Origin of the sequence: Sulfitobacter sp. 1A13679, assembly GCF_043557115.1 — a bacterium.
GTDB lineage: Bacteria > Pseudomonadota > Alphaproteobacteria > Rhodobacterales > Rhodobacteraceae > Sulfitobacter > Sulfitobacter faviae.
This window is the reverse complement of the sequence record NZ_JBIFFO010000005.1, coordinates 111,573-124,303: the sequence shown is the minus strand read 5'-3', so window position 1 is coordinate 124,303 and position 12,731 is coordinate 111,573. Positions and strand designations below refer to the sequence as shown.

Below are 12,731 nucleotides of genomic sequence, written 5' to 3'. Positions count from 1 at the left end.
CCTTGCGACGGGTCATACCAGTACTGCTGGGCTGTGCCGCTCTCGGCGCGGCCCTTGGCTGGGCTCTCACCCGGCCCGATCCGCTTGAGCCATCCTATGGTGCCGGGCTGACCCCGGACCCAGAGGCGGGCGCGCTGGCCTTTGCCGCCGGCGGCTGCGTTTCCTGCCACGCCGCGCCCGAAAGTGAAGAGAATGAGAGGCTGGTGCTGGCCGGGGGGCTGCCCTTCGCCAGTGATTTCGGCATCTTCCACGCGCCCAATATCTCCCCCGACCCAGATCATGGCATCGGCGACTGGACCCTGCCAGAATTCGCCCGTGCCGTGACGCGGGGCGTCTCGCCCGAGGGGCAGCATTATTACCCCGCCTTTCCATACACCGCCTACCAACACCTCGCCCCGCAGGATGTGGTGGACCTTTTTGCCTATATGCAGACCCTGCCCACCTCGGATACGCCGAGCATGCCGCATGAGGTGGGGTTCCCCTTCAATATCCGCCGCGGGCTTGGCGCATGGAAGGTGCTGTTCTCACATGATGATTTCGTGCTGAGCGACCTGCCCGATGCTGAGGTCGAACGCGGGCGCTATCTGGTCGAAGGGCTGGCCCATTGCGGTGAATGCCATACGCCGCGCAACGCTTTGGGCGCGCTCGACCGTGAAGCTTGGCTGACCGGCGCGCCGAACCCTTCGGGCAAGGGGCGTATTCCCGGCATCACACCGGATCAGCTTGATTGGTCAAAGGCCGATCTCGTCGCCTATTTCACCTCCGGCTTCACGCCGGAATACGACAGCGCGGGCGGTGAGATGGCCGAGGTGGTCAGTAACCTCGCGCAGCTCCCCGAAAGCGACCGCGAAGCGATTGCGGCCTACCTTAAAGCCCTGCCCGGCGGTTAACGCCGGGCGCGTCTTTTCAATCAGGCAATCCCCAGCTTGCGGTTCCGCGCCTCGCGCAGACGCGCAAAATCGTCGCCCGCGTGGTAGCTCGACCGCGTCAGCGGCGTGGCCGAGACCATGAGGAAGCCCTTGCCGTAGGCCGCCTTTTCGTAAGAGGTAAACTCTTCGGGGGTGACGAAACGGTCCAGCGCATGGTGTTTGGGTGTCGGCTGTAGGTACTGGCCGATGGTCAGGAAATCGATGTCGGCAGCGCGCATGTCTTCCATGACCTGAATGACCGCTTGGCGATCTTCGCCCAAACCTACCATGATGCCCGATTTGGTGAACATCGAGGGATCCAACTCCTTTACCCGCTGAAGCAGGCGGAGGGAGTGGAAGTAGCGCGCGCCGGGGCGTACCTCGGGGTAAAGGCCCGGCACCGTTTCGAGGTTGTGGTTGAACACATCGGGGCGCGCTTCGACAACCTTTTCAAGGGCTTCGGGGCCGCAGCGGATGAAATCGGGCGTCAGGATTTCGATCGTCGTATCGGGGCTGCGGTGACGCACGGCGCGGATGGTCTGGGCGAAATGCTCCGCCCCGCCGTCCTCGATATCGTCTCGGTCAACGCTCGTGATGACCACATGGTTCAGCCCCAGTTTGGCGACCGCATCGGCCACGCGTCCCGGCTCGAACACGTCCAGCGCTTCGGGCGGCTTGCCGGTGGCGATGTTGCAGAAGGTACAGGCCCGGGTACAAACCTCGCCCATGATCATCATCGTGGCGTGGCCCTGAGACCAGCATTCGCCGACATTGGGGCAGCCCGCCTCTTCGCAGACCGTGGTCAGCTTGTTGTCGCGCATGATGCGCGCAGTCTCGGCATAGCCTTTGCCGCCGGGCGCTTTGACCCTGATCCAGCTCGGTTTTTTCGGCTGGGCGTTGTCAGGCTTGCGCGCCTTCTCGGGGTGGCGCTGTTCGGGTATCTTCAGATCGCGCATCGGGGGCCTCTGATCATTGTGTCGCGCCCTGTTTATCACAGTCCTTAACCCGATGGCCACCTACTGCATACGCCCCCGCGACAAGGCTGCCATGCACAGGCGGCATCGCCCTAGATCGTTGATTTAGAACGTTGATATGTAAACGTAAAATTACAATGCAGTTGCAGCATTGCGAGAGTTGCCGAGGCTTCCTATATGGGCTACCAAGCCACAAAGATTCCAATCCGAGAAAGAGAGACGCGATGAAACCCGGTATCAATGTCCCCAACGTCACCTTCAAGACGCGCGTGCGCGACGAAAGCATCGAAGGGTCCAACCCCTTCCGCTGGGAAGACAAGACCAGCGATGATTTCTTCAAAGGCAAGCGCGTTGTGCTCTTCTCCCTCCCCGGTGCCTTCACCCCGACCTGCAGCACCTACCAGCTGCCCGGGTTTGAGAACAATTTCGCTGCCTTCCAAGAGCATGGCATCGACGCGATCTATTGCCTGTCGGTCAACGACAGCTTTGTCATGAACAAGTGGAAAGAGATGCAGGGCGTCCAGAACATCGACGTGATCCCTGACGGTTCGGGCGAATTCACCCGCCGCATGGGCATGTTGGTCGCCAAAGACAACCTTGGCTTCGGCCCGCGCAGCTGGCGCTATGCGGCGATCATCAACGATGGTCAGATCGAAGCATGGTTCGAAGAGCCCGGCATCCGTGACAACCACGACGAAGACCCTTACGGCGTTTCCAGCCCTGAGACCCTGCTGGAATACCTCGAGAACCAGAAACAAACCGAAGCGGCCTAAGCGCCCTTTCATGTGACCGGATCGGGCCATCTGGCCCGGTCCTTGTGACCCAAGCCCTTTGCCCCGAAAAGCTCCGCCGCGCCTAGTATCTCGCGCGCAATTCTCCGGTCAGCCCCTCCCCCACTTCCTTCAGCGTCTCGGCCAGTTGCGCCGCCCAACCGCTGCCCGGCGTGCCAGCCCGGCGGACCAGCCCGATTTGCCGCGCAGGTTCCGGCGCGCCGAAACGGTGCAGGCGCAGCCCCGGTGCGGCATCAAGCTCGGTCTTGGCGGCGATTTCGGGCATCAGGGTCACGCCAAACCCCGCCTCCACCAGCCGCGACAGCGTGGCGAGGGAGGACGCCCCGGTGTGAATGCCCGCCTGCGTGCGGTCGCGCTGGCAAACCTCCAGCGCCTGATCGGTGAGGCAGTGCCCATCCTCCAGCAACATCAGCGGCGTGCGGGCCAGATCGGTCGGGCGGGCGACATCCGCCCCCGCCATCCGGTCGGCAGACCCGGCCAGCAGAAAGCGATCCTCGAAAAGCGGCACCTCGGCGAGGCCCGTTTCGCCAGAGGGCACCGCCATCACCGCCGCATCCAGCGCCCCGGCGCGCAGATCGGCCAGCAATTGATCCGTCTGCGCCTCGCGTACCTCGACCCGAAGCGAGATATCCTGCGCCCGCAACGCGGCCAGCACGCCAGGCAAGAGATAGGGCGCGACGGTCGGTATCAGGCCAAGGTTCAGCGTGCCCGCCAGCCCGACCTGCTCTCGCGCCGTGGCCTCCAACAGCTTGGCGCGGCGCAGGATATCCTCCGCGCGGGTCAGCACTTCCCGGCCCAAGGGTGTCAGCACCGAGGCGCGGCTTTGTCGTTCGATCAACCGCCCGCCGAGCGTTTCCTCTAGCGTCCGGATCTGCACCGAAAGCGCGGGCTGGGAGATATTGCTCGCCTCCGCCGCCCGCCCGAAGTTGCCCAAGGTCGCCAGCGCCCGAAAGTATTCGAGTTGTTTCAGGGTAAAGTTCATAACTTTTACCTATCGCAATTTTATAAAACTGCAATTGGAAATTATGGGCGGAATCGATCATCTTCCTGTCAGACAGTAACCGAGGGGAACCCAAGATGAGCAAGCGTCTCACCACCACCGCCGGCGCACCGATGCCGACAAACGACACCAGCAAGACCGCGGGCGCCCGTGGCCCGGTACTGCTGGACGACTACCAACTGATCGAGAAGCTCGCCCATCAGAACCGCGAGCGTATCCCTGAGCGTGCCGTTCACGCCAAGGGCTGGGGTGCCGAGGGCACCTTCACCGTCACCCATGACATCAGCCAATATAGCTGTGCTGCGATCTTTTCCGAAGTGGGCAAGACCTGCGAAATCATCTCGCGCTGGTCCACCGTGGCGGGCGAGCTTGGCGCCGCCGACAGTGAGCGTGACGTGCGCGGCTTCTCGGTGAAATTCTACACCGAAGAGGGCAACTGGGACGTTGTGGGCAACAACACACCGATCTTCTTTGTCCGCGATGCCTATAAATTCCCGGATTTCATTCGTACCCAGAAACGCCACCCGCGCACCAACCTGCGCTCGCCCGAGGCGATGTTCGACTTCTGGGCGGCGCAGCCCGAATGCGTGCACCAGGTCACCATCCTGATGTCCGACCGCGGCATTCCGGTGAACCCGATGCATATGCACGGCTACGGCAGCCACACCTATTCGATGTGGAACGCCAAGGGCGAGCGTCACTGGGTGAAGTTCCACTTCCGCTGCCAGCAGGAAATCCGCAACCGCACCAATGAGGATGCGGAAAAGCTGATCGGGTCCACCCGTGAGAACTTCCAAGAGGATCTCTTTAACGCGATCGAAGGCGGCGACTACCCGAAATGGGAGCTGAACATCCAAGTCATGCCCGAGGAAGAGGCCGAGACCTGCGGCTTCAACCCCTTTGACCTGACCAAGGTTTGGCCGCATGCGGATTACCCGCTGATCCCCGTTGGCATGTTGGAGTTCAACCGCAACCCTGACAACTACTTCCAGAGCATTGAGAACGCCGCCTATTCGCCGTCGAACAAAATCCCCGGCATCGGCTTCTCGCCCGATAAGATGTTGCAGGCGCGGGTGTTCTCCTATGCGGATGCGCACCGCTACCGTCTTGGCACGCATTACGAGGCCCTGCCCGTGAACGCGCCCAAAGCCGCGCCGATGCATCACTACCACAAGGACGGCGCGATGCGGTTCTTCCCGCAGCAGACCGGCCATCCGGACGCCTATTACGAGCCGAACCAATACGAAGGCTCGGCTCGTCCCGATCCATCGGTGCAAGAACCACCGCTGCGCATCTCGGGCGATGCGGACCGCTATGTGCAGGAAGAGGCGGATGCCGATTACGTCCAGCCGCGCAAGCTCTATACCGAGGTGTTCGATCAGGCGCAGCGTGACCGTCTGCACGAGAACATGGCCGGTGCCATGGCCCCCTGTTCGCAATCGGTGAAAGAACGCTGGTATGCGGTGCTTGAGAAAGTGCACCCCGACTATGCCGCCGGTGTGCGTGCCGCTTGCGAGAAAGACGAAGTGGCGATTTCGGTGACCGATGAGACGCCGACGAAGGTCGCAGACTAAAACAACGGGGGCGGCAGGGTTCTCATCCTGCCGCCCCTTCTTTACCCGACCAGCATTTACCCGATCATCGGGCCGCCCGCCCCCACGGTTTCATCGTAATGCCGTTTCAGCCGCATGAGCGCGATCCGAAGCACGATCTTCCCCGAACGCGCTGACCAGCCGAGCCGCTTCTCGGTGGTCTCCAACCCCTCCAGATAGCAACAACAGCGCAGCACCACGTCCGACAGGCCGGGGCCAAGGTCTGCCATGGCATCGGCCACCCTCTTGCGCGCCTCCGCCGCGGCCATGGCGCCTGCCCCATCTCGCCCGCCGCTGGGTTTGGCGCCGGGGGTCAGGAAATGGTCCCAGTTCTGCGTAACCTCACCACCCATCTGCGCCAGTTCGAAATCTTCGCGCAGCCTTTCGCCCGCATGGACCAGCCCCTCGTTCAAGAAGGGCGCGCCGGATTTGTCGCGCCGCCTTGCAAGGGTCGACAGCGGGCTTTCGGATAGGCAATAGCGGCCACGGCGCGGGGCCGTATCCGCATCTGCGCCCAAGTCTGCAGCGGGCGCGTCGGGCCCGCCCAGAAAGGCGGTCTGATCTTCGGCAAAGCCATCTGCGGCTGCCCCTTGCTCTTCAAGCATGCGCCGCAGCGCCGCGCGCCCCGCGCTGGTGATATGATAGCGCGTCACCCGGCCTGTGCTGCCCGGCGCGATCCAATCTTTCAATGCCATCGCCTGCGCCACGGCGCTGTCCACCACGGCAGTGCGCGCGCCGGGGCCGGTGTCCGTCTCGCGCAGAACGACGGCCTTTTCCATCCCTTCGGCCACGGCAAGGATCGCGCCTGCCTCATGCAGGCGCCGCAGGACGCGCAGCGCCTCGGCGGCGAAAGTGTCTTCGTCAAGAAGGGGGGCGGCGGGTTTCATCATTGTCGCTGTCTTTCCTGCTGGGGGGCCAGCAGTACAATCCAAGGCGCGCCGCACCGCCCCGAGCCTGCGCAGGGCGGCATCCACCAGCGGATCGTCGCGCCGTGTCTCGATACGGCGAATTTGGCGCATGATGGTCGAGGCATGACAGCCAGCTTGGCGTGCCAAGGCCCGGATCGGGGCGCCGGTCTCCGTATGTGCGAGGTAATGCAGGGCTCCGTGCGGCACCCATCCCGGCAGGACGGACTGTTGAATTTGGTGATGCGCCTTCAATTGACTGCCACTTCCATTTTGGCGGGTCCCCAAGCTGGGTGAGTTATCCCCAGAGTTATTCACAACCTATGGATGTTTTGGTTACCCGTTCGTTAAAATCGTCGCATTTGGCAATGATTGTTTCCAAAAGGTAAACGCCATCGAAAGGCGCCGTCCGCCGGGAACCCGCAACACGCAACACCCGGAAGGGTTGTGCGACACTTCGCCGATCCGGGGTGATTCACCCCTTAGAAATCGGAGAGTGTGATGCAAGATCTACTGACCATGTTGCAAAAACTTCACCGCCCGCGCCTGCTGATGCGGGCCGCCCGCATCGGGGCCGAGGACTACCGCCGCGGCACCCATTTGCCACGGATACTGGGCTTTGGCATATTGCCACGCCACGGCACCGCGCTGATCAAACTGATCGAGATCGAGGCCGCGTTGGACACCCAGCGCAAGACGGCGGATGCAAGCTATAGCCTGATCCGCCATGTGGATGTTCTTATTGCCATGGTTGGCGAGGCACGGTTCCTGAAGGCCGCGATGATGCCCAGCGCCTGAATTGCGATGCGGGGGATCGCCCCCGCCGCAAAGCCTTAGCTAAAACTATCGGGTTCCGCCGCCTTACGGGTCGCGACAAAGGCATCGAGCGCTTCGCGAATGGCTGGATCCAGCGCGGGCTGCTGGTAGTCGGCCAGCATCTTTTCGACCCGCGCGGTGGCAAGGCTCTGCGTGTCGCGCGCGCCCTCGTCCGACCATGTCTCAAAGGGTTTGTAGTCCAACAGATCCGACTTCCAAAAGGCATCGCGGAAATTACTCTGCGTATGGGCGCAGCCAAGGTAATGCCCCCCAGGCCCCACTTCGCGGATCGCGTCCATGGCCTGCGCGTTCACGTCGATCTCCACCCCACGGGCAAGGTGATGCAACGTGCCCAGTTGATCCGCATCCATGACGAATTTCTCGAAAGAGGAAACAAGACCCCCTTCCAGCCAGCCACAGGCGTGCAGCATGAAGTTCACCCCCGAAAGCAGCCCCATGTTCAGGCTGTTCGAGGTCTCATAGGCCGCCTGCGCATCGGGCAGTTTCGAGCCGGTGAAGGACCCGGCGCTGCGGTACGGCAGGTTGAGCCTGCGGGCCAGCTGCCCAGCGCCATATGTGATATGCGCAGCCTCGGGCGTGCCGAATGTGGGCGCGCCGCTGTTCATGTCGATGGAGGTGACGAAAGCCCCCATGATCACCGGCGCCCCGGGGCGGACCAACTGGCTATAGGCGATGCCCGCCAGCGTCTCGGCCAAGACCTGTGTCAGCGTGCCCGCCACACTCACCGGGGCCATGGCACCGCCCACGATGAAGGGCGAGATGATGCAGGCCTGATTGTTCTCGGCATAGACCTTGAGCGCGCCCATCATCACATCGTCAAACGTCATCGGCGAGTTGATGTTGATGAGCGAGGTCATCACCGTGTTTTCCTGCACGAAGTCCTTACCGAACAGAATACCGCACATGTCGACGGAATCCTGCGCGCGGCTGGGTTCGGTCACCGATCCCATGAAGGGTTTGTCGCTCAGCGTCATATGGGCATGCAGCATATCAAGGTGACGTTTGTTCACCGGGATATCCGTCGGCTCGCATACCGTCCCCCCCGAGTGGTGCAGCCATTTGGACATATAGCCCAGCTTCACGAACTTCTCGAAATCCGCCATCGTGGCATAGCGCCGCCCCCCTGCGGCATCGCGCACGAAGGGCGGGCCATAGACGGGGGCGAGGACAAGGTTCCTCCCCCCGATTACCACATCCCGATCCCGGTTGCGTGCCACTTGGGTAATCGTCGAAGGCGCGGTGCAACAAAGCTTGCGTGCCAACCCCCGTGGGATACGCACCCGCTCCCCCTGAACATCGGCCCCGGCCTCACGCCAGAGCGCCAATGCCCCGGGGTTGTCGGGGAAGTTCACGCCGATCTCTTCCAGCACCGCATCGGCGTTCTGCTCGATGATTTCCAGCGCCTCTTCGGTCAGCACTTCGAAGTTCGGGATATTCCGCTCGATATAGCGCGCTGTCTCGAAAGAGACGGCTGTGCGTGCCGCGCGTCTTGCCGCACCACCACCGCCGCGTGCCCGTCGTGCTGATTCCGCCATTGCTCTATCCTTCCCGCAAGTCTTGGCCCGTCACTACCCCATTCCCGGCAGGCGCTTCGCGCGGATAACGCCCCCTAGCGGCAAAAAGCGACATCGCGTGCCGTCCCCGCGCCACTTGCGCGAATTAAACGCGGGCGGCACCGGTCTTCGGCCTGCTAGAGACTTGCCAGAGCGCGCGCACGGGCCTAATCACAGCCCCATGACAGATATCACCCATGACCGCCTTCTCATCATCGACTTCGGCAGCCAGGTCACGCAGCTTATCGCGCGTCGCCTGCGAGAGCTGAATGTCTTTTGCGAAATCCACCCGTTCAACACGGTGGACGAAGCCTTCCTCAAGGAATTCGCGCCTAAGGCGGTGATCCTGTCGGGTGGCCCGTCCTCGGTGTTTGCCGAAGGTGCGCCGCGTCCGCCGCAGGCCGTTTTCGAACTGGGCGTGCCGATCCTTGGCATCTGCTATGGCCAGCAGGTGATGATGCATTGCCTCGGCGGCCATGTGGAGCGCGGCCATGGCACCGCTGAATTCGGTCGGGCCTTTGTCACCCCCACGGGCCAACAGCTTGATCTGCTCGAAGGCTGGTTCGCCACCGACCGCGAACAGGTCTGGATGAGCCATGGTGACCACGTCAGCAAGATCGCCCCGGGGTTCGAGGTCTATGGCACCTCCCCCAACGCGCCTTTCGCCATCACCGCGGATGTCGAGCGTCACTTCTACGCGGTGCAGTTCCACCCCGAGGTGCATCACACCCCCAACGGTCCGCGCCTTTATGAGAACTTCGTGCGTCTGGCGGGCTTCAAGGGCGACTGGACCATGAGCGCCTATCGTGAAGAAGCCATTGCCGCGATCCGCGAGCAGGTCGGCGACCAAAAGGTGATCTGCGGCCTTTCAGGTGGCGTCGACAGTTCCGTTGCCGCGGTGCTGATCCATGAGGCCATCGGCGACCAGCTCACCTGCGTCTTCGTCGACCACGGTCTGCTGCGCAAGGGTGAGGCCGAAGAGGTCGTCACCATGTTCCGCGACCACTACAACATGCCGCTGATCCACGCGGACGAGCAGGAGTTGTTCTTGGGCGAGCTGGACGGTGTCAGCGATCCCGAGACCAAGCGCAAGATCATCGGGAAGCTCTTCATCGACGTGTTCCAGAAACACGCCAAGGAAGTGGGCGACGCCACCTTCCTCGCCCAAGGCACGCTCTACCCGGACGTGATCGAGAGCGTCAGCTTCTCCGGCGGTCCCTCTGTCACCATCAAGAGCCACCACAACGTCGGGGGCCTGCCCGAGAAGATGGGCCTGAAGCTGGTTGAACCGCTGCGGGAGCTCTTCAAAGACGAAGTACGCGAGCTTGGCCGTGAGCTGGGCCTGCCGCCCTCCTTCATCGGTCGCCACCCCTTCCCCGGGCCGGGTCTTGCGATCCGCTGCCCCGGTGAGATCACCCGCGAGAAGCTCGACATCCTGCGCGAAGCCGATGCGGTCTATATCGACCAGATCCGCCGCCATGGGCTTTATGACGATATCTGGCAAGCCTTCGTGGCGATCTTGCCGGTGCGCACCGTGGGCGTGATGGGCGATGGCCGGACCTATGACTTCGCCTGCGCCCTGCGTGCGGTGACCTCGGTGGATGGGATGACGGCGGATTACTACCCCTTCTCGCATGATTTTCTTGGCGAAACCGCCACACGGATCATCAATGAGGTGCCGGGCATCAACCGCGTGACCTATGACATCACCTCGAAACCTCCGGGCACCATCGAGTGGGAATAAAATGCGGGTGGCCCTGACCGGCCACCTACGCTGCGCCACCCGGGCCGAGGCGGACCGGGTGCGCGCAGGGCTTGACGCGCATCTACGTCTCACCCGGGCCGAGCCGGGCTGCCTTGGCTTCGACGTGACCCCGACCGACGATCCCCTTGTCTGGCAGGTAGCGGAGCTTTTTACCGACCGCGCGGCCTTTGAGGCGCATCAGGCCCGTGCCGCAGCATCGGACTGGGCGCGGCTCACCGCCGGGATCGCCCGCGACTATCAGATCACAGAAACCACATGAGCCCCACCTTTCGCGCTGCACTCTGGATGATCGGCTCCATCGGGTCATTCTCCACCATGGCCGTGGCGGGGCGCGAACTCTCGGCGCGGTTCGACACTTTCGAGGTGATGCTCTACCGCAGCGTGATTGGCGTGATTATCGTCCTGTCGCTCGCCGGGGCCACGGGCGCGTGGCGGCAGATCAACACACGGAACTTCGGCCTGCAACTGCTGCGCAACCTTGCGCATTTCACCGGGCAGAACCTGTGGTTCCTCGCTGTGTCGCTGATCCCGCTGGCGCAGGTCTTCGCGCTTGAGTTCACCTCCCCGCTCTGGGTCATCGTCCTGTCGATCTTTCTGTTGGGCGAACGGCTGACCGCGACACGGGCGCTGGCCGGGGTTATGGGCTTTATCGGCATCCTGATCGTGGCACGGCCCGATATCGGCAACCTGAACACCGGCATTCTGGCGGCGGCGGGCTGTGCCGTCTTCTTTGCCCTGACCAATGTGCTGACCAAGCGGCTGACGCGAACCCAAGGGATCACCACGATCCTCTTCTACCTCACCACGTTGCAACTGCTGTTCGGCCTGATCGCGGCGGGCTACGATGGCGATATCGCCAGCCCCACGGCTGAGACGATGCCCTTTCTGCTACTGGTCGGCGCCTGCGGGCTGCTGGCGCATTACTGCCTGACCAACGCGCTGAGCCTTGCCCCCGCGACCGTGGTGGTGCCGATTGATTTCGTCCGCCTTCCGGCCATCGCGGTTGTGGGCATGCTTCTCTATGCCGAGGCGCTGGATATCTGGGTCTTCGTCGGGGCCGCGATCATCTTTGCTGGCAACTACCTCAACATCTGGTTTGAGACCCGCAAAGCACACCCAAGGTAATGTTTGCGCAGATTTCAACCTGACCCAAGGTCAGTGATTGACGCAAACGGCAGCAATCCGCTTAAATCGTTTCTAACCTGTGCCGGGGAGGAACCGCACAGAAGTCTTGGGAGGAAAGCAAATGAAAACCTATTTCTTGGCAATTCCGGCACTGTTGGCATCTACGGCAATCGTTCACGCTGGCGGCATCGATCGGTCGGGCCAATCCATCAATGCCCTGTTTGAAAGCGGGCGCTATGCCGAATTCAGCTTTGGGCATATCGATCCATCCACCAGTGGTACGTCGACAATGGCGGTGCCGCCGCCATCGCTGTCGAATGTAAGCTCCGGCGATATGACCTCCAGCTATCTCCAGTTTGGCGCAGCCTATAAGGCCGACATCAACGACAAGCTGTCCTATGCGATCATCTACGATCAGCCGTTCGGCGCGGATGTCGATTACCCCACGCCCACCGGCTACTATGCACAAGGTGCCCAAGCGGATCTGGAAAGCCACGCGATAACCGGCCTGTTGCGCTACCGCATGAACGAGAACTTCAGCGTTCACGGCGGTCTGCGCGTCCAGACCATCGAAGCGGTCGCAGCTGTGCCCTTCGTCGCCGGCTATACGGTGAACGGCGAGCGTGACACCGGCGTCGGCTATGTTGCGGGTGTCGCCTATGAGCGCCCCGACATCGCCATGCGTGTCGCGCTGACCTATAATTCCAGCATCGACCACGAGGTCGACACGACCGAGTTCGGCGCCGTCATGAGCACGACCGAAATCGAAACCCCGCAGTCGGTGAACCTTGATTTCCAGACCGGCATCGCTGCTGACACATTGCTCTTCGGTGGTATCCGTTGGGTCGATTGGTCCTCCTTCGACATCACGCCGGCCCAGTACCAAGGCGCGACCGGTGGCTCGCTGGTCAGCTACGATGACGACGTTTTCACCTACTCGCTCGGCGTGGGCCGCCGTCTGAACGACAACTGGTCGGTCTCGGCCTCCGTCGGCTATGAGAAGTCCAACGGCGGGTTCGCCTCCAACCTCGGGCCGACCGATGGCAACAAGAGCCTCGCTCTGGCTGCCGTCTATACTCGCGACAACATGAAGATCACCACCGGCGTGCGCTACGTCAACATCGGTGATGCAGAGACAACTTTGAACGGTGTGAATGCATCGGGCGAGTTCGAAGACAACGATGCTCTGGCCTTTGGTGTGAAAGTGGGCTTCACCTTCTAATCCATACCAGACCCGTCGAGATTACGCCGCCCGAGACCCTCGGGCGGCGTTTTTTATGC

The 12,731-nt window shown here is 62.3% G+C and carries 12 protein-coding genes; 8 read left to right on the top strand and 4 right to left on the bottom strand.

Annotation, left to right across the window (positions count from 1 at the left end; genetic code table 11):
- The first annotated feature begins 2 nt into the window (after window positions 1-2).
- A complete protein-coding gene (locus ACGYLA_RS06010) occupies window positions 3-890 on the top strand; it encodes a c-type cytochrome (protein WP_394431069.1) in 888 nt (295 codons plus the stop codon).
- Between the two features lie 20 nt (window positions 891-910).
- Here the strand turns inward: ACGYLA_RS06010 and lipA are convergent, their stop codons facing one another.
- Complete coding sequence (lipA, locus tag ACGYLA_RS06005) at window positions 911-1,864, bottom strand: lipoyl synthase (protein WP_271687409.1); 954 nt, start codon at window positions 1,862-1,864, stop codon at window positions 911-913.
- 242 nt (window positions 1,865-2,106) lie between these two features.
- Between lipA and ACGYLA_RS06000 the strand changes: the two genes are divergently transcribed.
- The gene (locus ACGYLA_RS06000; RefSeq protein ID WP_067266850.1) at window positions 2,107-2,655 is read left to right on the top strand and encodes a peroxiredoxin; all 549 of its coding nucleotides are present in this window, start codon (window positions 2,107-2,109) and stop codon (window positions 2,653-2,655) included.
- An 82-nt stretch (window positions 2,656-2,737) separates the two neighbouring features.
- On the opposite strand, the gene ACGYLA_RS05995 is transcribed toward ACGYLA_RS06000, so the two are convergent.
- Window positions 2,738-3,655 carry a LysR substrate-binding domain-containing protein gene (locus ACGYLA_RS05995; protein ID WP_394431067.1) on the bottom strand — a complete coding sequence of 306 codons (918 nt, stop codon included), beginning with the start codon at window positions 3,653-3,655 and terminating at the stop codon, window positions 2,738-2,740.
- Window positions 3,656-3,750: 95 nt separating this feature from the next.
- Between ACGYLA_RS05995 and ACGYLA_RS05990 the strand changes: the two genes are divergently transcribed.
- The gene (locus tag ACGYLA_RS05990; protein WP_168612958.1) at window positions 3,751-5,247 is read left to right on the top strand and encodes a catalase; all 1,497 of its coding nucleotides are present in this window, start codon (window positions 3,751-3,753) and stop codon (window positions 5,245-5,247) included.
- A gap of 56 nt (window positions 5,248-5,303) precedes the next feature.
- On the opposite strand, the gene ACGYLA_RS05985 is transcribed toward ACGYLA_RS05990, so the two are convergent.
- The gene (locus tag ACGYLA_RS05985) at window positions 5,304-6,392 is read right to left on the bottom strand and encodes a DUF6456 domain-containing protein (protein ID WP_394431174.1); all 1,089 of its coding nucleotides are present in this window, start codon (window positions 6,390-6,392) and stop codon (window positions 5,304-5,306) included.
- Window positions 6,393-6,671: 279 nt separating this feature from the next.
- Here ACGYLA_RS05985 and ACGYLA_RS05980 point away from each other — a divergent pair, with 279 nt between their 5' ends.
- A complete protein-coding gene (locus ACGYLA_RS05980; protein ID WP_271687411.1) occupies window positions 6,672-6,968 on the top strand; it encodes a DUF6477 family protein in 297 nt (98 codons plus the stop codon).
- Window positions 6,969-7,003: 35 nt separating this feature from the next.
- Here the strand turns inward: ACGYLA_RS05980 and ACGYLA_RS05975 are convergent, their stop codons facing one another.
- Window positions 7,004-8,542 (bottom strand): trimethylamine methyltransferase family protein, encoded by a 1,539-nt coding sequence (locus ACGYLA_RS05975; protein ID WP_394431065.1) that lies wholly within the window; start codon window positions 8,540-8,542, stop codon window positions 7,004-7,006.
- Window positions 8,543-8,741: 199 nt separating this feature from the next.
- Between ACGYLA_RS05975 and guaA the strand changes: the two genes are divergently transcribed.
- From guaA to ACGYLA_RS05955, 4 genes are all read left to right on the top strand, one after another.
- Window positions 8,742-10,304 (top strand): glutamine-hydrolyzing GMP synthase, encoded by a 1,563-nt coding sequence (gene guaA, locus ACGYLA_RS05970; protein ID WP_067266859.1) that lies wholly within the window; start codon window positions 8,742-8,744, stop codon window positions 10,302-10,304.
- A gap of 1 nt (window position 10,305) precedes the next feature.
- A complete protein-coding gene (locus ACGYLA_RS05965) occupies window positions 10,306-10,584 on the top strand; it encodes an antibiotic biosynthesis monooxygenase (RefSeq protein WP_322327830.1) in 279 nt (92 codons plus the stop codon).
- Complete coding sequence (locus tag ACGYLA_RS05960; RefSeq protein WP_394431062.1) at window positions 10,581-11,450, top strand: DMT family transporter; 870 nt, start codon at window positions 10,581-10,583, stop codon at window positions 11,448-11,450. Before ACGYLA_RS05965 ends, ACGYLA_RS05960 begins: the two co-directional genes overlap by 4 nt.
- A gap of 121 nt (window positions 11,451-11,571) precedes the next feature.
- Complete coding sequence (locus tag ACGYLA_RS05955) at window positions 11,572-12,672, top strand: OmpP1/FadL family transporter (protein WP_394431060.1); 1,101 nt, start codon at window positions 11,572-11,574, stop codon at window positions 12,670-12,672.
- Window positions 12,673-12,731: the final 59 nt, after the last annotated feature.